Raw genomic sequence first — 18,410 nt, forward strand, 5'->3', positions numbered from 1 at the left:
ACCCGAGCCATCGCTGCCAAAGTCGCTGTTGTCCAGCAGATTGGCCACGACCGTCGCCTCGCCTTCCACCACGCTGGCTGCGACGTCATCCGCCTCCGGCTGAGCATCGGCCACCGCGATGTTGAGCGCGGCACTGACCGCACTGCCGTCGGTGTCTTCTGCGGACAGGATGATCGGCAGCGCTAAGCTGTCGCTGCCTGGCGCATGGTCCAGCGGTGCCAGTGGCGTGATCGTCACTTGGATCTGACCGTCGCCATTGCCGTCGATGTTGACGTTTTCAATGGAGACTTGCAGTACCGGATCGCCGTTCTCATCCAATATGGTCAGCAAGGTTCCGTTGCCAGTCACCTGCAGGTTATCAAAGTCGAGCGGCACCCCGTCCGAGCTCAGCCCCAGCGCTGCCAAGGCATCGGCGGTGGCTTGCAGATCAAAGCCGACGCTGTCCGGATCCAGTGGATCTGAGCCGCGCTCGATGGTGACGGTCTGGCTGTCGTCACTGCCGTCGTCGCTGATATTGAAGTCGGTCACGGCGGCGATCGGTGCCGCGCCATCGGCCAGGGTGAGGGTCAACGTCGCATCGTCGCCATCAAAGTCGCTGTCCTCCAGCACAAACGGGATCTCAATAACGAGATCGCCACCGCTGTGATCCAAGCCATCCACCGCCACAAAGGTGTAGCTGCCATCCGGCAGCACGTATAAGGTGCCTTCATCCACCGTGATGGCGTAGTAGCCGTCAAACGCCCCGCCCACCTCGGCGGTCAGGCTCGACAGCTCGATGCCGTTCACTTCGGTGATCTGCCCTGCGCCATCCGCGCCGTAATCCGCGTCCGGCGCGGCGCTGTCGGGATGATCGTTGAGGTTGCCGGAGATCTGACTACCTCCCTTAGCTTCAACCAACACCCCTATGATGTCAGCCGCAGTCGGGCGATCATCTGCAACAAACACATTGAGCACAGAGATCGTTTCATCGCCATCTCTATCTGTGATCAGAAACTCGATCGGAATAACAAGCCCGTTGGAGCCCTCTTCATGGTCAAGAGGGGCCAATTGAGTCACTTCCACTTTTAGTTGAACCGATCCGTCATTACCGACGATTGCCTCACCAAGTTGGATAGCAAATACGGGGTTACCATCAGTGTCAAAAATCGTCAGCTTCCCATCCACTACTGACAGCCTGGCTGTATCCAGAGCTCGTCCCGATGACGTCAATTGAAGTAACTGCAAGCTCCGAGCGATCGACGCAAGATCTAAGTGCAATGACTCGACGGAAAGAGAATCCGACCCTTTGTCGAAGGAGACCGTTTGTATGCTTGTCATACCGACATCGGAAACAGCAACATCCGCTATCGCACCGGTAGGATCGGCACCATCAAGCAAAGCCCAACTCAAAGTAGTCTGTGAAAATGCACCGTTCGTATCAGCAAAAAGTACCGAGATATCGGCAAAGGAGATGCTATCTGACGTGCTGTGATCAAACTCATCGATCGCAACAAAAATAAAGTCACCGTTGGCATTTAGATATAATTGACCTTCAGCCAAGTCAATCCGATAAAAGCCCTCATAATCGCCAGATATGGTAAGTGGATAACTAGATAAAGGTTGTCCGTTAACTGAGTCTAGAAACTCCAGTCGGTTATCTAATGCACCCGTTAGCTCCAGTAGATTCCCACTATTTGTCTGCCCTTCGACAACGGTAAAGTCGAGAGGTGTCAAATCGATAACCCGGGTTGAGTCCGCCTCCTGTGTTTCAAGCCGTTCTATTACCGGAGCCTTTGGCTGATAGAGCGTGTCATAACCAGCCTCCGCCAAAGTCGCCTTGGCCGTTCTAAGCACCCACGCGCCATCCGAGTGCTCACCACCCTGCGAGAGTTCCGCCGGAGGTGCGATAACATCTGAAGGGTCACCATCCATTTCGATAAGAGCAATAATATCATCGGGCGCTAACACCTTTGATTGTATAACCAACGAATCTGGCCGTTCCGACGAGACGACTTTGCAGTACTGACATGCTTCGAGCGTCAATGGCTCTTCCGCAGTGCCCAAATTGACCAAAGCCCCCTGACCAAGAATGACCTCAGTACCCTCCACCAAGACCATCCCTTCGACGAGCGGATAAAGAGTCTGATCAGCTCCCACATACAGAGCTTGCCCGTTCACGCTGGTAACAATAAGTGTCTTTTCCATGTGACTTCTCTTTAGGATCCATCTATTCAATAACTTAAAGGTAGCAACTACCTTTTAGTTAGCACGTTGAGACTTAAAAATTTATCCAAAGATTAGATGCTTCCGATGATCACAAAGAACAATTTATTCAGCAAACACGAGTCGAACCAAGTAATGTAAAGGCAAGACCCTTAAACAGTTGGATCGACACAATGCTTCTGTCCCCTCTGATGACGTTATGCATGGTTGGTTTGCTGTCTTTGGTATGCCAATGGGCAGCATTTAGGATGAAGTTGCCGGCGATCCTACCACTGCTACTCACCGGTCTAATATTGGGTCCTGCAACAGGGGCGCTCGACCTTGAGCAATTGTTGGGTGATCTGCTGTTTCCTATCGTATCACTGGCCGTAGCGGTGATCCTGTTTGAGGGCAGCCTTACGCTTAGGTTCAGCGATCTCCAAGATCAATCGGCAATGGTCCGCAACCTGGTCGGCCCCGGTGCCTTGATCACCTTTAGCCTCGCGGCCGTATCCGCCTGGTGGTTGATGGCCCTACCGGCCGGGATCGCCGCGCTGCTCGGTGCCTTAGTGGTTGTCACCGGTCCGACCGTCATCGGCCCGCTACTGCGCAGCATTCGTGCCACCCCCAAGATCGCCACCATACTGCATTGGGAGGGGATCTTGATCGATCCCATTGGTGCCTTGCTCGCCGTGCTGGTGTTTGAGTATCTGGTGGTCAGTCAGACCGAAGCCTGGCAGGTGTTTGCTCTAACCGTCGCAACCGGCCTGATGATCGGCGCCCTCTCCGGCGTGCTGATGGCGCAGATGCTAAAACGACGCCTGTTGCCGCGTTACCTGGAAACCGTCGGCACCCTACTGCTCATGCTGACGGCGTTTGGGATCAGCAATGAACTAATGCATGAGTCTGGCTTGTTGACCGTGACCGTGATGGGGATATGGCTGGCCAACACGCGCGATCTGGATCTCGAGCCGATCATTGAGTTCAAAGAAACCTTATCGATCCTACTGATCTCCGCTCTGTTTATTCTACTTGCGGCCCGACTGACCCCCGCCGATATCCGCTTACTCGACTGGCGTGCCGGGCTTTGGCTGGCTGGCTTACTGCTGGTAGCACGTCCCATTGCGGTTTGGTTGAGCGCGCTGGGCACCGACGTTACTCTCAAAGAGCGCTTACTCATCGGTTGGATCGCCCCGCGCGGGATCGTTGCCGCCGCCGTATCCGCCCTGTTCGCGCTGAAGTTGGAGCAAAGTGGGATCGCCGGCTCAGAGCCCTTGGTCGCGCTGGTCTTTATGGTGATCGTCGCGACCGTCATCTTACAAAGCGTTTTTACCGGTACCCTGGTCAAATGGTTGGGACTGCAGGCGCCGGATCGCAATGGCTATCTGATCTTTGGCGCTAACCCTTTCGCCACCGCCGTTGCCGAAGCGCTGCACAAGATGGAGGTGCCGATCTTGCTGTCCGACACCAACTGGGACAACCTCAGCAATGCCCGTATGCGTGGTTTGCCGGTGTACTATGGCAACCCCGTATCGGAGCATGCCGATAATGCCATGGATCTCTCGCTGCTGCGGCGGGTGCTGATCCTCTCCCCCTATCGCCAGCTCAATACCGAAGTGGCCTACCACTATCAAGATCTGTTTGGCGAAGACAAAGTGTATCGACTCGCGGAAAATGGCCGCGAAAAAAGCAAACGCAAGATCAGCCGGGATCGCCACCAGAAACTGTTTGGTGACGATGTGCGCTATGCCACGCTGCTTGGCACTGTGCGAGAAGGCGGGCAGATCCGCTCCACTCGGCTCACCGAGAGCTATGGCTGGGTGGATTATCAACTGGAGAACCCCAAAGCCATCATGCTGTTTGCCCGCAATGACAAGGGCAAGTTGCGCACCTTCACCGCCCAATCGCCGTTCGAGCCCAAAGCCGACTGGGAGATCCTCGCGCTCCACCCCGCCGGGGTAGGACTCGGCGAGGCGCCGTGAGGCGATCGCGCTAAAACCCCAAGCGGGGGCCACTCAGGCCCCCGCTTTAGCGTGCTGTACTACACCGGATTCGGTGTATCCACAAAACTCACGTCCAGTTCGTGTTCGGCGGCCAGATACTCGCCAAGCGCCTGGATCCCGCCCCGCTCGGTGGCGTGATGGCCACACGCAAAATAGTCGATCCCCTGCTCCACGGCACTGTGATAGGTGCGCTCCGACACCTCGCCGGAAAGGAATGCGTCGATCCCCGCCGCCGCCGCCTCATCAATAAAGTCTTGAGCGCCGCCAGTACACCACGCCAAGGTACGGATAGGCCGCTGGTGCCCAGGGATATGCAGCGGATCACGAGCCAATTTCGCACTGATCAACTGCGCCAGCTCGACGCCGGTCATGGGCTGCGCCAACTCGCCTCGCAGCACGAGGCAGGTCTCGTTTCCGGCCTCCAGGGGACGAACATTCTCCACCCCAAGCAACTGCGCCAACTGCACGTTATTCCCTAGGCCAGGATGGATGTCTAACGGCAGATGGTAGCCGATCAGATTGATATCATTCATCAGTAAGGCCTTTAATCGACGATGCTTCATCCCAGTGATCACCGCAGGCTCACTCTTCCAAAAGTAGCCATGGTGCACCAACAAGGTATCCGCGCCGGCTTGAACGGCAGCATCCACCGCATGTTGATCCGCCGTCACCGCCGTCACGATCTTTTGGATCGTTTGACGCCCCTCGACTTGCAACCCGTTCGGGGCGTAATCCTTCACCAACCATGGCTTCAACAGTCCATCCAGGATCTGGAGCAACTCTTCTCTTTGCATTTCACATCCTATCTCTAAAACAGCTCGTTACCGGTGCGCCGACCGGAAAAGTGCGCTTCCACATTATTCAGTGTGGTCTGGGCGATCTCCGTCAAAGCCTCTCGAGTAAAGTAGCCCTGATGCCCGGTCACCAAAACATTGTGATAACTCAGCAGCAGGCCAAATACATCGTCGTGCATCACTCTATCCGATAAGTCACGGAAAAACAGTTCGCCTTCTAACTCATAGACATCCAGACCTAAATAACCGATCTTACCTTGTTTCATGCCATCGAGTGCATCCTGCGCATTAAGCAATGCTCCCCTTGAGGTGTTGATCAACATTACCCCATCTTTCATCTGAGCAATGCTGGTTTTATCAATCAAGTGATAGGTCGATTCCATCAATGGGCAGTGCAAAGAGATGATATCGCAGGTGCGAAACAGGGTATCCAGTGGCACATAGTCCGCCAGGGCGGCCGCTTCATCATTGGGATAGGGATCATGGCACAACAGGGTTGAGCCAAACCCCCTAAGTGCCCGTAATGCTGCCAATCCGATCTTACCGGTTCCGATCACCCCGATCGTGGCCTGCTGCATGTTAAACCCCATCAAACCGTCCAGATCAAAATTGTGCTCCTTGACGCGGTTATAGGCCTTGTTGATCTTGCGGTTGAGCGCCAACATCATCGCCACCGCATGTTCAGCCACCGACTCCGGAGAATAACTGGGCACCCGCGAGACTTGTACCCCAAGCCGTTGCGCCGCCGCCAGATCAACATTATTGAACCCCGCGCAGCGCAGCACGATCAGGCTGATCCCCATATCCACCAGACACTGCAGTACCGACTCGTCGACGATATCATTCACAAAACAGGAAACGGCATCGTAACCCTCAACCAGCTTGACTGACTCGCGTTTCAATCGGGTCTCAAAGTAGTCCAGCTGCATCCGAGTTGGAGTATTGGCCCGATCCAGGAACGCTTTATCATAAGGTTTGGTGGAAAATACCGCGATCTTCTTCATAGTTTCCCTCCCGTTTTGGCTCCACCCGTGATGGTGCCGCTACGTGATCGGTACAATTGATGATGGATCCTAACCTTAGGCCGACTTTACTTACCCAACCACGTCAAAAGACCGTCGACTAATTCCACAAATGTCCAGCAAAGAACGTCCGCACTATGATCCTGTCCACGCGCTCCGCCGATCGGTTGAATATGCACCGCCTAAAGTTGAACCCAATCGAGCGAACACGTATTATTGCGCGCTGATATTTCAAGCAATCACAGTCGATCCCATGTCAAAACTGAACAAGGAAGAGGTGATCGCGCAGTTCACTGCCGCGTACCTCGCCAAAAACGGCCAAGAGCCGACAATCGAGCAAAAGGGCAGCTGGTTCAAAGTCGACGGCGGCAAATCCGTTCGTCTGGGTGATCTGGCCGAAATGGCCGCAGAGTTGGCTGGTGAAGCCCCTGCAGCCCCAGCCGCACCAGCCCCAAAAGCTGAGAAAAAAGCTGCGCCAAAGGCCAAACCTGCTGCCACCGCAAAAACCGTGGTAAAATCCAGCAAGGGCGGCAAAACAGCGAAACAGCTGTGGGCAGAAAAACTGGGTAAGGGCAACAAGCTCCCCCGCGGCCTATAAGCCAAGATCGCCGACCTTCTGGGTCGGCTTTTTTATGCCCGAAACAGACGCGTATCCACTCCAGCACCCCATCCTGCGTGATCTTCAATGGTTGCTCAGCTCACCTTGTCTACTACGTCCAACCGATCAGATCGCCAGCACCGCCTTTCTCCAGCAATTTGCCGCACCACTGCTGCCCCGTCTGCCTCTGCTCGAACGGCGGCTGGATGAACTGCTGCCATTCCTCAATCGCCAAGGCCGCTTAGGCCACTACTACGAACGACTTTGGCTGCTGGCGCTTAAGCTCCACCCCGACTATCAAGTGCTCGCGCATGATCTGCACATCAAAGCGGGCAGACGAACACTCGGCGCATTGGATCTGCTGATCGAACACCTCCCAAGTCAGCAGATAGAGCATTGGGAGCTGGCGATCAAATTCTATCTCGGTGAAGGTGAGACCCAAGCGCTCAACAACTGGATCGGCCCGGGTAGAAAGGACCGACTGGCCAATAAATTGGATCGCCTAACCCAGCACCAACTGCCATTAGCGTTCTCCTCGGCCTGTCAACAAAGACTCCAACAGCAACAATGGCGCATAGACCAGCAGCGGATCGTGGTTCAGGGTCGTCTCTATCACCCCGACGGCTCCCCCACCCTGCCAACACAGATCGCCCCAGACGCACTGCAGGGTCGATGGTACCCTCACTCACAACTGCCCAACCGACGATGGCTCAGCCTATCCCGATACGACTGGCTCGCCGCTCGTCCTGTCGGCGTCCTGCCCCAGTTCCAACCCACAGCAGCACTAAGTTGGCCGCGCCACTTGTTGGATCCAGGCAGCCAGGAACGCATCTTCGTCGTCCCCGATAATTGGTCGCAGGCGCACAGCTTCAACGCTGATACTCAACCAGAATGAGCGTCACGGCAGCACTATCCGCTCCGTGTTGAGCACCAAATGACGATAACGGCGTCTGCCCCCACTCCAACACGTGAAGATCGCGCTTGCCCCATGTCCGTCAAATCAAAGGCTCACCCGCAGGGCCTGCAACTCTCAGCCCGCTCCCCATCACGGAAAGATCTGCTCAGCGCCTGTCATCGGTTGTACCACTCACACTCAATGTTTCGCCATTGGCTGGTTGGAATGGACTGTAAGCAAGCAAGGCAATCTAACGAAACGCGATTGGCTCTAAAGCGAAATGCCCTAACGCGAAATGCCCTAATGCGAAGTGGAGTCCATTGTCGCCAGAATTGGAAGCGACTCGGCGGCACGGGCTCGTTGTTGTGATTGTTTAAAGGGGCTGTAGCTGAGTTAGCTTGGTCGAAATGTTTCGCCTGGTATCTCAACCTTTAGCATCGATTCGGGCTCCTAAGGCGGCAAGCTAAGGGGGGATCCCTTCTGCTATCCCTCGCTGATGCCGCGTTCAAGAAGGATGCCGCTGTGCTTGCCGCGACACACCAACGCTCGGCGGCCTAAAACGCGTTAACCCCGAACTTGGATATCGGGCTTCAACAGTGACTGAAGACACACTCTTTAACAGCGGTGCACGGTTCTTGCGCAGCAACGCCGCGTACCTGAACCACTGAGGGCTTCTGAGCTGGGTAAAAGCCAGATGTGGTCGGTTTTATTGCCATCATTCACTGAACCGCAGATACGAAAAAGGGGAACCCAAACGGGCTCCCCTTTTCAACTGGTTAACTTAAGTCAGACTTAGGCTTCCAGAGCTGATTTCGCTTTTTCTACCAGAGCAGCAAATACTACTTTGTCGAATACAGCGATGTCAGCCAAGATCTTACGATCGATCTCAACAGAAGCTTTCTTCAGACCGTTGATAAAACGGCTGTAAGACATGCCATTCTGACGAGCAGCAGCGTTGATACGGGCGATCCACAGCTGACGGAACACGCGCTTTTTCTGGCGACGGTCACGGTAAGCGTATTGACCAGCCTTGGTAACGGCTTGGAATGCTACACGATAGATGCGGCTGCGGGCACCGTAGTAACCTTTAGCTTGCTTGAGAACTTTCTTGTGACGAGCGCGAGCAGTCACACCACGTTTTACACGGGCCATATTTTAACTCCTAACCAGTTTATTAAGCGTACGGCAGCATGCGCTGCACGGAAGCTACGTCTACTTTAGCAACCATCTCACCCTTACGGAGTTGACGCTTACGCTTAGTGGACTTTTTGGTCAGGATGTGGCGCAGGTGTGATTGCTTGCGCTTGAAGCCGCCAGAGGCGGTCTTCTTGAAGCGCTTTGCAGCGCCTTTATTGGATTTCATCTTCGGCATGGAAGAAACTCCGCATTGTTAAGTTAATGAACTGCAAGGCGAACAAAAACAGCCGAGGCATGCCCCGGCTGGCTTGCTACTTGTATGCCTTACTGTTTCTTTTTCGGTGCGAGGACCATAATGGCCTGGCGACCTTCCATTTTCGGGAAGGCTTCCACTACGGCCAGCTCTTCTACATCGGCTTTAATCCGATTCAGAAGGTCAAAGCCCAGTGATTGGTGCGCCATTTCGCGACCACGGAAACGCAGTGTTACTTTCACTTTGTCACCGTTTTCCAAGAAGCCACTCAGGTTGCGTAGTTTTACCTGATAGTCGCCTACGTCAGTCCCAGGACGGAATTTAACTTCCTTAACCTGGATCTGTTTGGTTTTCTTGCGCTGCTCGTTGGCAGCCTTGCTCTTTTCGTACAAGAACTTTCCGTAGTCCATGATCCGGCAAACCGGTGGCTCGGCGTTTGGACTGATCTCAACCAGATCCATGTCTGCGCCAGCAGCCATTTTCAATGCCACATCCAGAGTCTGGATACCAGCCTGTTCGCCAGCGGCGTTAATCAGTCGCACTTCACGAGCACGAATTTCGCCGTTGATACGGTTGCGGTCCTTGTTCACAGGACCCTGCTTTCTTCCGCCTTTAATCGCTTATTCCTCCAGCATATTAAGACTACGGCTATTGATCTCTGCGGCGATGGAATCGGCGAATTGCGCGATACTCATCTTGCCCAGGTCAACACCATTTCTTGTACGAATTGCGATCTCCCCATTTTCCATCTCTTGATCACCACAGACCAACAGATAAGGGACTCGCTTCAAAGTATGTTCGCGGATTTTAAAGCCAATCTTCTCGTTTCTCAAGTCCGCTTTTGCACGAATTCCACGGTCATTGAGTTCTTCGACGACTTTTTGTACGTAATCTGCTTGGTTATCAGTGATATTCATCACCTGAACCTGAGTTGGCGCCAGCCAAGTCGGCAACTTACCAGCAAACTCTTCGATCAGAATACCGATAAAACGCTCAAGTGAGCCAAGGATAGCACGGTGGATCATCACCGGCACCTTGCGTGTGTTGTCTTCCGCGACGTAGCTCACATCCAAACGCTCTGGTTGTGGCATCGAGAAATCCAATTGAATGGTGCCACACTGCCAGGCGCGATCCAGACAGTCATGCAAAGTGAACTCGATCTTAGGGCCATAGAAGGCACCCTCGCCCGGTTGCAGCTCGTAGGACAAACCGTTGGCTTCGAGGGATTCGATCAAAGCCTGCTCTGACTTATCCCAGATCTCGTCGGAACCAATGCGCTGCTCAGGACGGGTGGACAACTTAACGGCCACCTCTTCAAAACCAAAGGTCTTGTACGTGTCGTACACCATCTTGATGCACGAGGTCAGCTCATCGAGGATCTGATCGTCGGTACAGAATACGTGGGCATCATCCTGAGTAAAGGAACGCACACGCATCAAACCGTGCAGAGAGCCAGACGGCTCATTACGGTGCACCAAACCAAACTCGGCCATACGATATGGCAGATCACGGTAAGATTTCAGGCCTTGCTTGAAGATCTGCAGGTGACCTGGGCAGTTCATCGGCTTGAGCGCGTAGGTACGCTTCTCAGACTCTGTCGCGAAGATGTTCTCCGCGTACTTATCCCAGTGACCGGAGCGCTCCCACAAGGATTGATCCATCACCAGTGGCGTACGCACCTCTTCATAGTCGTACTTGCGCAGCTGTTTGCGCATGTAGTTTTCCAGCTCTTGATAGATGGTCCACCCATCATTGTGCCAGAACACCATGCCCGGGGCGTCTTCTTGCCAATGGAACAGATCCAATGCCTTGCCGATCTTACGGTGATCGCGTTTGGCCGCTTCAGCCAGGCGGTTCAGGTGCGCTTTTAGCTGCTTTTTGTCAGCCCAAGCGGTGCCGTAGATCCGCTGCAACATCTTGTTGTCGGAGTTACCACGCCAATAAGCACCCGCGATGCTCATCAGTTTGAAGTGATGACAATGACGCATGTTCGGCACGTGTGGGCCGCGACACATATCAATGTACTCTTCGTGATGGTATAGGCCTGGGCGATCATCTTTGCTGATGTTTTCGTCCAAGATCTCGACCTTGTAGGTCTCACCACGGGCTTCGAAGGTGTCCCGTGCTTCCTGCCAGCTTACGGTCTTTTTGATCACGTCGTAGTTGGTTTTCGCCAGCTCCAACATGCGCTTTTCCAGCGCCGCAACGTCTTCTTCGGTCAGCTTGTGATCCAGATCGATGTCGTAGTAGAAACCTTTATCGATCACCGGGCCAATGGCCATTTTGGCTTCTGGCCACAGCTGCTTGACCGCATGTCCCATCAGGTGGGCACACGAGTGACGGATAAACTCCAGGCCCTCATCATCACGGGTCGTGATGATGGAAACCTCAGCGTCGCTCTCGATCATTTCGCAGGCATCAACCAGTTCACCATTAATGCGACCGGCCAAGCAAGCTTTGGCCAAGCCAGGACCGATGTCCTTAGCCACATCCATCAAGGAAACTGGGTTATCGAATTGACGTTGACTGCCGTCAGGAAGGGTAATTATTGGCATAATAACTCCATCAGTGGTAACCCATACCAAGGGCTACATGAGTGTAATTTTATTAGGAAAGATCCTTTGGATGCTTGGCCTTACTAGAGCTAAGTTCACCGCAAAGGAGGTCAAAGTGTATCGGCTCTTCCGATCCGTCTCAAGTCGACCCGCAGAGAAAGGGCACGATCCGTCGGTTCAATGGCTCAACACAACCCGTATTCTGCTGCCCCAATCACAACGGCCCGTGCTGACACGCCCAGTCCAATGCCGGCTCTGGCGCCCGACAAGCCTGGTTCAGATAGGCACGCCACAGCCGTTCATGTTGGGTTGGACGATAACGTTTCAGGAGGGAAAACAAGACGGCCGCACTGTTCCTATCCGCCTCGCTGCTGCGACCCCAAGGCAAGAAATGCAGTTGAAATGCCGCTAACACTGCGCGCGTTTGGTGATCGAGTTGACCGCTGCTCTCCAGTTGGTAGCCGTAGGCCGCCAGTCCCTGTTGCAGCAAAGTCAATGGCACAGGGACAACGGCAAAGACCTGTTGATAGTGGGCCAGTGTCTCGGCGTCATACCAGGCCCCGATCCCATGTTGATGCAACAAGGCCCAGGGAAAGGCGGAGCCGGGATCGCGTTTGCGCAAGGGGGCAATATCCGCATGAGCAACAATGTCGGTCGATGTGATCTGAGGATGCGCGGCCAATAGTTGCTGCAGCAATCGGATCAGCAACTGGATCTGCGCCGGGTCAAACGGAGGATCATCGCAATGCCAACGGCTCACGCCACCTTCGCTCTGCTGGCTTAACCCATGGACAGGACATTGAGGCCGATAGACCAACTCAATGCCGATGGAGGTATCGTTCAGATTTGACCGTCCCCTCCAGTGACTCTGGCCGGCGTGCCAAGCGCGCTCGGAGTCTGGCACCAACCGATAGATCGACAGCTCGGAGCCAGAGTGACTGGGATCGCCGGTTTGCGGGATCAGATAATGCGCGCTGACCCGACCATCATGGCGAAGCAACCGGGACGACTCGGCGAAGTCTTCCGCCGTATAGTGGATCACAATCGAGCGGATCCGCTGATCGTACTGGCTACTGGGTCGTTCAACCACCGGCAGCGAAGCACTGCACCCCCACAGCAACCACGTTATCAATAGGCTGTTCCAGAGCCCTCCCACCCTATTCCGCACCACCACCTCCTCCGTCACCCAGTATCGCGTCCCTATCCTCAGGTGTACTACCGACTGCACCGGCGTTCCGCCATGGCCTCTGTCTTTACCGCTTAGGTATATCGAGGAGGGAACTGTCTCGGCAATGACTCTGTCACCTCGCAGTAAAGATGTCAGATCAATCAAGCGCAACTTGGTGCTTGGCAACCTCAATACATGTCGTAAGATGAGATGAGCTTAGACAACAAAGGGATCCGGTTATGTGGAATGCGATCAGCCTTCAGATCAGCGATGCGTTGGGCCGCGACTTCAATATTAGCGCTCGGCACAGTGTGACCGGCGGCGATATTCATCAGGCCTATAAGATCGAAGATCATCACTGCGCTTTGTTTGTCAAAACGAACCACAAAGACAAGCTGGATCTGTTTGAAACCGAAGCACATGGCCTTAAATTACTGGCGCAAAGCCCGACATTGGTTGTGCCGGAAGTGATCACCACAGGGAAGAGTGCCGATCACGCCTTTCTGGCGCTGCAATATCTCGAGTTCAGTCCAGGAACCAAAGCTCAATGGTTCCAGCTGGGTGAGGATCTGGCCCGACTCCATCAGGATCATTGCCAGTCCCAATACGGTTTCGATGAAGACAACTTTATCGGCGCGACCGTACAGCCCAACAAATGGAGCAAGAATTGGTCCGAGTTTTTCGCCGAGCAACGGCTGGGCTGGCAGCTCAAGCTGGCCCAAGATAAGGGCCATCAGATCGGCAACATCGCGCTTTGGATCGATCGCTGCGCTGAAGCCCTACGTGGGCATCAACCTGAGCCGTCGCTGCTGCATGGCGATCTCTGGCGTGGCAACATGAGTTTCGTCGAAGGACGAGGCTGCCTGTTCGATCCCGCCTGTTATTACGGCGACAGAGAAACCGATCTGGCCATGACAGAGCTGTTCTCCCCCCTGCCCAGCGATTTTTACAAAGGCTACGATGCTGAATGGCCAATCGACAAAGGCTACCAGCAGCGTAAAGCTATCTACCAGCTATACCATCTACTCAATCATCTCAACCTGTTCGGCGGCAGCTATCTGCAACAGTGCCAGCAACAGCTAAGCGAACTGTTCTGTGACTGAGCCAAACAAGGTCGCGCTCGTGACCGGCAGCGCCAAGCGTCTGGGCGCCGCGATCAATCGAGAGTTGCATCAGCAGGGCATGCGCGTGCTGATCCATTGTCGTCACTCCACCACAGCCGCACACGCGCTGATGACCGAGCTCAACCGAGCACGCCCAGACAGCGCCGCCGTGATCACCGGCTCACTGTCAGAACCAACCCAGATAATCGCCATCGCCGAGCAAGCCATCGCCCATTGGGGCCGTATTGACCTGCTGATCAACAACGCCTCCGCCTTCTATCCCACCCCCATCGGCGAGATCGATGACTCACATTGGCACGAGATCGTCGGCTCCAACATGCAAGGGCCCTTGCTGCTCAGCCAAGCGTTATCCCGCGAGCTGCATCGACATCAGGGAGCCATCGTCAATATGGTCGATATCCATGCCCAGACTCCGCTAAAACAACATACACTGTATTGCATGGCAAAGGCCGCGCTGGTAATGATGACCAAGTCATTAGCACTGGAGCTGGCACCCGACGTCAGAGTCAATGGCATTGCCCCTGGGGCGATCCTTTGGCCCGAAGGTGAGATCGCGGAGCAAACCAAGGCACAGATCCTCAAGCAGGTGCCGTTAGCCCGAATGGGACGTGCGCAGGACATCGCGCAGGCGGTGCGCTTTTTGGCCTTGGATGCCCCTTACATCACCGGGCAGATCCTCGCGGTGGATGGCGGGCGTTCGCTGTCCCCACTGGAGGGAGCCTGACGATAATACCCAGGTGACGAGGAGGCTCAGCGATGAAACTGGGCAACAATCAACACAACATCATCTGCCCGCACTGCGGCCATCACACCCGAGTCGATGTGGACTCCAGCGGCGGCGATCAAGAGTTTTACCAAGATTGCAGCGCCTGCTGCAGCCCCATCCATCTGCGTCTGCACATCGATGAGTTACACCAGCAGGTGCAACTCTTTATTGACGCCGATGATGAGCAAAATTACTGAACGTCAACCTTGGCGTTGCGCCAATACTCGTTCGACGGTATCGACGATGGTCTGGGTTTGGCTGTCGATCTCGATATTGATCCGATCCCCAACTTGGCGCTCGGACAGGTTGGTCACGGCCAGGGTTTCCGGGATCAAGTGAAGATCAAACCCATCATCATAGATCGTACCCACCGTCAGGCTGCAACCATCGACCGCAACAAAGCCTTTATGCAGGATGTACTTCATCCACTGTGGCGCGACTTGCAAGCGAATACGGCAATTGGTCTCCGTCTCCTCCCGGGCGGAAACCACCGCGCAGGTATGGACATGACCGGAAACCAAGTGGCCACCGATCTCCTTGCCAAACGTCAGCGACCGCTCGATATTGACGTGATCGCCCAGCGCCAACTCTGACAAGTTGGTTAAACGCAGAGTTTCTTCCATGACGTCGAAAAAAACCGTATCATTTCTTACTCTTGTCACCGTCAAGCAAACGCCGTTATTGGCGATGCTGGCGCCGATCTCCAAATCGTTTAACAACCGCTCAGGCAGCGTCACCCCAAAGGTACGCAGTCCGGGTTGCTCTGTCATTTCGGTAATGGGCGCAGTGAGCTGCACGATGCCAGTAAACATTCTTCGTCTCGTTCCATACAAACTTCAGCTAGTGGCCGTACAAAATGCATAACTCGGGCTATCAAGTCAAAAAACTCGTGCAACTGACCTTGCCCGTCCTCGCAGCGCAAGTCGCACAAACCCTGATGGGCTTTATCGATACCGTCATGGCCGGTCAGATCAGCGCGGTGGACATGGCCGCCGTCGCCGTCGGCTCCAGTCTCTGGTTACCGATCATCTTGCTGTTTGCTGGGATCATCATGGCCGTTCCGGCGTTAGTATCACACCTGCATGGCGCCGAACAGGAGGATGAGATCCGCCCGCTGATCCACCAAACCCTCTACCTTGCCCTCGTCTCCTCTGTGATCGTTATGCTCCTGCTCGCCAACGCCAGCTGGGTGCTCGGAAAAATGAACCTAGAGCCGGAGCTTGAGCGTCTCTCGAGCGGCTACCTCAATGCCGTCCTATGGGGCGCGCCAGCCTTCCTGCTGTTCCAGGCATTGCGCAGCTTCACCGAAGGCATGTCCTGGACCCTGCCCTCGATGCTGATCGGCTTTATCGGCTTGGCAGTCAACATCCCTGCCAACTACATCTTCATCAATGGCCACTTGGGCATGCCCGCCATGGGCGGCGCCGGCTGTGGTGTCGCGACCGCGCTGGTGTTTTGGTCTATGGCGATCTCCATGGCGATCTACGTAACCTGGGGCAAGCGCTTCAAAAGGTTTCAGTTGTTTGAACAATTTGGAAAAGTCGACTGGGCCGTACAAAAGCGTTTGCAGATCCTAGGTTTACCCGTCGCTTTAGCGATATTCTTTGAAGTGACCCTGTTTGCCTTTGTCGCCGTAATGATCGCCCCACTTGGCTCCGTGGTGATCGCCGGCCATCAGGTCGCAGCGAACTTCTCTAGCATCATCTTTATGTTGCCACTCTCCATCGGGATCGCCGTCACCATACGGATCGGCTACTACTTAGGACGCGGTCAACCTGAGATCGCCAAGATGGTAGCCACCATTGGCGTACTCATGGGTCTGGCGGTCGCGGCTTGTACCGCGGTCCTCACCGTATTTGGCCGCGAGTTGATCGCCGATCTGTATACCAATGACACCGCCGTGATCGGACTTGCCGTACAGCTCATGCTGCTCTGCGCCGTATACCAGCTTTCCGACGCCGTCCAGGTCGTATCCACCGCCTGTCTGCGCGGCTACAAAGACACGATGCCGATCCTGTGGATCGCCTTCTTCTCTTACTGGATCATTGGCATGTCCGTTGGTTATGTCGTCGGACTCACTGACTGGTTGGTGCCACGCATGGGCGCCCACGGTTTCTGGATCGGCTTTATCGCCGGACTGAGTATCGCCGCAGTATTGCTGCAGTGGCGTCTGCGCCACGTCCAAAGGCGCCATGCCCAGTCGGTCGCCTAACCGCACGATGCGGGCCTGTACCGATCAGGCCCGCTCACGTTACCGCCAGCCTCTCTCCCGGCCTCACTGCACGGCGAAAGATGTCACCTTCGGTCGAGCGTTTTTTGCCCTCTGCCGCTTCCCACAATCTCAGTGACGCCAAACCACACCGCCACTACCTTGCACCCTGCACCCAACCTAAAGCCAAAAAAGCCTAATTCATCATCGGGTTGAGCAACAACTCAGCAATCGGGCACAACAAAGTGAAAATCCCCTTGCCAGCGCCCGAGGGGGTCATTACTATACGCTTCGTTGTCAACGACAACCCAGTGCGTCCGTAGCTCAGTTGGTTAGAGCGCTGCCTTGACATGGCAGAGGTCGGTAGTTCGAATCTACTCGGACGCACCAATTTTTGATTAGATTATTCTGATCCCTGCGTCCTTAGCTCAGCTGGTTAGAGCGTTGCCTTGACATGGCAGAGGTCGGTGGTTCGAATCCACTAGGACGCACCATACAATTCAAGATTTTGCGCCCGTAGCTCAGTTGGTTAGAGCGCCGCCTTGACATGGCGGAGGTCGGTAGTTCGAGTCTACTCGGGCGCACCATATTCGCTAGTTTGCTAGCAACACAAATTGCGTCCTTAGCTCAGCTGGTTAGAGCGTTGCCTTGACATGGCAGAGGTCGGTGGTTCGAATCCACTAGGACGCACCATCTTGGCAAAAAGCCCGCTCATCTGAGCGGGCTTTTTGTTTCCTGAGTTCTAATAGATCCTCAGCGTCGCGTGGCGTCAACCTTGGCCGTTTACCTAAGCAGGCTCAAACAACGGCATTGGCCATCAAGTACACTGATCAGGCCTTAAACCTGAGTCTCGCGGTCAATAAGCAAGAAGCTGAGCCTGGCGATACGCCAACTCATACGCGGCCTTCGGTGATGGACTATGACTGATGGTCGCTTGAGCCGGTATGGTCAAATACAACAAGATCGGCTGCGTTGTTAACCCAAGCTCTGGCCCGGGACGGCCGTCGTTAGCCTCATACACCTTCAAAGTTGCCGTGATAACAAGAGCCCGCGAGCGCTCTCGATCGAACAGGTAACCTAGGGTGTGCAGAGGGTAGCGCGGATCCGTATCCTCATACTCACTGCCTGGCGGCACAATAAAGAGGTAGCTGTAGCCCCTGCGGGCAAACTGGGGATATTCAACCCTCAACCCCTGACGATAAAACTGACTGTTGGCGTCATAAAATGGGGTGGTTTCGGTGTCATAGGCAATGATGGAGGCCGCGCTATCGCAACGTTCCTGTCGCGCCAATCGATGAGCGAAGCGATAGTAGGCACAGGCTATCTCACCCGCCATGGCTCGGAGCCCATGATATAGCTGCGGATCGCTCACAATATGATCCAACTCCCGCTGCTTTCCGTCAGTCAGGTTCATCGCCATAATGCGTCGCACCGCTCCGGACTGACGCACCTCTGGCGCAACCCAGCTCCGATCACTGATCGCCGCATCCAATAAAGGCTGATGGCTCACCTGTGGATACAACTTAGGATAGGCATGGGATAGAACCGGCTTGCCCGCCACATTGGCACAGAACATCAGTGCCACGAGCGCGACCCAAACATCCATTTTCGGCATCGCGTTTCGCTCCCTTGCGCTTTTTCATCAGCCTAAGCGGCGCTGCCCTGCCCTGTCAACGACCCGTTCAGCCGCCACTACCCCTCACGG

Annotated in this window: 17 protein-coding genes and 4 tRNA genes; 11 read left to right on the top strand and 10 right to left on the bottom strand. The window is 54.9% G+C overall.

Features of this window, described 5'->3' with window-relative positions:
• The coding region (locus ABEA08_RS07155; RefSeq protein ID WP_345334607.1) for a hypothetical protein at positions 1 to 2,184 on the bottom strand (2,184 nt) is incomplete at its 3' end.
• Positions 2,185 to 2,375: 191 nt separating this feature from the next.
• Here ABEA08_RS07155 and ABEA08_RS07160 point away from each other — a divergent pair.
• On the top strand, positions 2,376 to 4,163 hold the full coding sequence (locus tag ABEA08_RS07160; RefSeq protein ID WP_345334608.1) for a cation:proton antiporter: 1,788 nt from the start codon (positions 2,376 to 2,378) through the stop codon (positions 4,161 to 4,163).
• Between the two features lie 59 nt (positions 4,164 to 4,222).
• Here the strand turns inward: ABEA08_RS07160 and ABEA08_RS07165 are convergent, their stop codons facing one another.
• Both ABEA08_RS07165 and ABEA08_RS07170 read right to left on the bottom strand, forming a co-directional pair.
• Positions 4,223 to 4,978 carry a Nif3-like dinuclear metal center hexameric protein gene (locus ABEA08_RS07165; protein ID WP_345334609.1) on the bottom strand — a complete coding sequence of 252 codons (756 nt, stop codon included), beginning with the start codon at positions 4,976 to 4,978 and terminating at the stop codon, positions 4,223 to 4,225.
• A 14-nt stretch (positions 4,979 to 4,992) separates the two neighbouring features.
• Positions 4,993 to 5,982: a 2-hydroxyacid dehydrogenase gene (locus ABEA08_RS07170; protein ID WP_345334610.1), complete on the bottom strand. Its 990-nt coding sequence runs from the start codon at positions 5,980 to 5,982 to the stop codon at positions 4,993 to 4,995.
• 130 nt (positions 5,983 to 6,112) lie between these two features.
• On the opposite strand from ABEA08_RS07170, the gene ABEA08_RS07175 reads away from it, so the two are divergent.
• Together ABEA08_RS07175 and ABEA08_RS07180 are read left to right on the top strand one after the other, a co-directional pair.
• Positions 6,113 to 6,598: a hypothetical protein gene (locus tag ABEA08_RS07175; RefSeq protein ID WP_345334611.1), complete on the top strand. Its 486-nt coding sequence runs from the start codon at positions 6,113 to 6,115 to the stop codon at positions 6,596 to 6,598.
• Between the two features lie 34 nt (positions 6,599 to 6,632).
• Complete coding sequence (locus tag ABEA08_RS07180) at positions 6,633 to 7,493, top strand: DUF1853 family protein (protein WP_345334612.1); 861 nt, start codon at positions 6,633 to 6,635, stop codon at positions 7,491 to 7,493.
• Positions 7,494 to 8,285: 792 nt separating this feature from the next.
• Here ABEA08_RS07180 and rplT read toward each other — a convergent pair.
• The 5 genes from rplT to ABEA08_RS07205 all read right to left on the bottom strand — a co-directional run bounded on the left by rplT (position 8,286) and on the right by ABEA08_RS07205 (position 12,570).
• Complete coding sequence (rplT, locus tag ABEA08_RS07185; protein ID WP_345334613.1) at positions 8,286 to 8,645, bottom strand: 50S ribosomal protein L20; 360 nt, start codon at positions 8,643 to 8,645, stop codon at positions 8,286 to 8,288.
• A 22-nt stretch (positions 8,646 to 8,667) separates the two neighbouring features.
• Positions 8,668 to 8,865 (bottom strand): 50S ribosomal protein L35, encoded by a 198-nt coding sequence (rpmI, locus tag ABEA08_RS07190; RefSeq protein WP_345334614.1) that lies wholly within the window; start codon positions 8,863 to 8,865, stop codon positions 8,668 to 8,670.
• Positions 8,866 to 8,954: 89 nt separating this feature from the next.
• Positions 8,955 to 9,500, bottom strand: coding sequence for a translation initiation factor IF-3 (gene infC, locus ABEA08_RS07195; RefSeq protein WP_345334647.1), 546 nt, complete (start codon positions 9,498 to 9,500; stop codon positions 8,955 to 8,957).
• A gap of 3 nt (positions 9,501 to 9,503) precedes the next feature.
• Positions 9,504 to 11,438, bottom strand: a complete 1,935-nt coding sequence (gene thrS / locus ABEA08_RS07200; RefSeq protein ID WP_345334615.1) for a threonine--tRNA ligase — start codon at positions 11,436 to 11,438, stop codon at positions 9,504 to 9,506.
• A 214-nt stretch (positions 11,439 to 11,652) separates the two neighbouring features.
• Positions 11,653 to 12,570, bottom strand: coding sequence for an N-acetylmuramoyl-L-alanine amidase (locus ABEA08_RS07205; protein WP_345334616.1), 918 nt, complete (start codon positions 12,568 to 12,570; stop codon positions 11,653 to 11,655).
• A gap of 275 nt (positions 12,571 to 12,845) precedes the next feature.
• Between ABEA08_RS07205 and ABEA08_RS07210 the strand changes: the two genes are divergently transcribed.
• The 3 genes from ABEA08_RS07210 to ABEA08_RS07220 are packed head-to-tail and all read left to right on the top strand — an operon-like array spanning position 12,846 to position 14,693.
• Positions 12,846 to 13,709, top strand: coding sequence for a fructosamine kinase family protein (locus ABEA08_RS07210; RefSeq protein ID WP_345334617.1), 864 nt, complete (start codon positions 12,846 to 12,848; stop codon positions 13,707 to 13,709).
• Positions 13,702 to 14,454 (top strand): pteridine reductase, encoded by a 753-nt coding sequence (locus tag ABEA08_RS07215; protein ID WP_345334618.1) that lies wholly within the window; start codon positions 13,702 to 13,704, stop codon positions 14,452 to 14,454. The genes ABEA08_RS07210 and ABEA08_RS07215 overlap by 8 nt, the downstream gene beginning before the upstream one ends.
• A gap of 32 nt (positions 14,455 to 14,486) precedes the next feature.
• On the top strand, positions 14,487 to 14,693 hold the full coding sequence (locus tag ABEA08_RS07220) for a CPXCG motif-containing cysteine-rich protein (RefSeq protein ID WP_345334619.1): 207 nt from the start codon (positions 14,487 to 14,489) through the stop codon (positions 14,691 to 14,693).
• A gap of 3 nt (positions 14,694 to 14,696) precedes the next feature.
• Here ABEA08_RS07220 and ABEA08_RS07225 read toward each other — a convergent pair whose 3' ends face one another.
• Positions 14,697 to 15,308 carry a riboflavin synthase subunit alpha gene (locus ABEA08_RS07225; RefSeq protein ID WP_345334620.1) on the bottom strand — a complete coding sequence of 204 codons (612 nt, stop codon included), beginning with the start codon at positions 15,306 to 15,308 and terminating at the stop codon, positions 14,697 to 14,699.
• Positions 15,309 to 15,352: 44 nt separating this feature from the next.
• Here ABEA08_RS07225 and ABEA08_RS07230 point away from each other — a divergent pair, with 44 nt between their 5' ends.
• The 5 genes from ABEA08_RS07230 to ABEA08_RS07250 all read left to right on the top strand — a co-directional run bounded on the left by ABEA08_RS07230 (position 15,353) and on the right by ABEA08_RS07250 (position 17,398).
• A complete protein-coding gene (locus ABEA08_RS07230; RefSeq protein ID WP_345334621.1) occupies positions 15,353 to 16,708 on the top strand; it encodes an MATE family efflux transporter in 1,356 nt (451 codons plus the stop codon).
• Between the two features lie 310 nt (positions 16,709 to 17,018).
• Positions 17,019 to 17,095, top strand: a tRNA-Val gene (locus ABEA08_RS07235).
• A gap of 27 nt (positions 17,096 to 17,122) precedes the next feature.
• Positions 17,123 to 17,199 (top strand) — tRNA-Val (locus ABEA08_RS07240).
• 16 nt (positions 17,200 to 17,215) lie between these two features.
• Positions 17,216 to 17,292 (top strand) — tRNA-Val (locus ABEA08_RS07245).
• A 29-nt stretch (positions 17,293 to 17,321) separates the two neighbouring features.
• Positions 17,322 to 17,398: transfer RNA gene (locus ABEA08_RS07250), tRNA-Val, on the top strand.
• A gap of 163 nt (positions 17,399 to 17,561) precedes the next feature.
• On the opposite strand, the gene ABEA08_RS07255 is transcribed toward ABEA08_RS07250, so the two are convergent.
• Positions 17,562 to 18,320, bottom strand: a complete 759-nt coding sequence (locus ABEA08_RS07255) for a hypothetical protein (RefSeq protein ID WP_345334622.1) — start codon at positions 18,318 to 18,320, stop codon at positions 17,562 to 17,564.
• Positions 18,321 to 18,410: the final 90 nt, after the last annotated feature.

The sequence above is a fragment of the Ferrimonas pelagia genome (assembly GCF_039543565.1).
Classification (GTDB): Bacteria; Pseudomonadota; Gammaproteobacteria; order Enterobacterales; family Shewanellaceae; genus Ferrimonas; species Ferrimonas pelagia.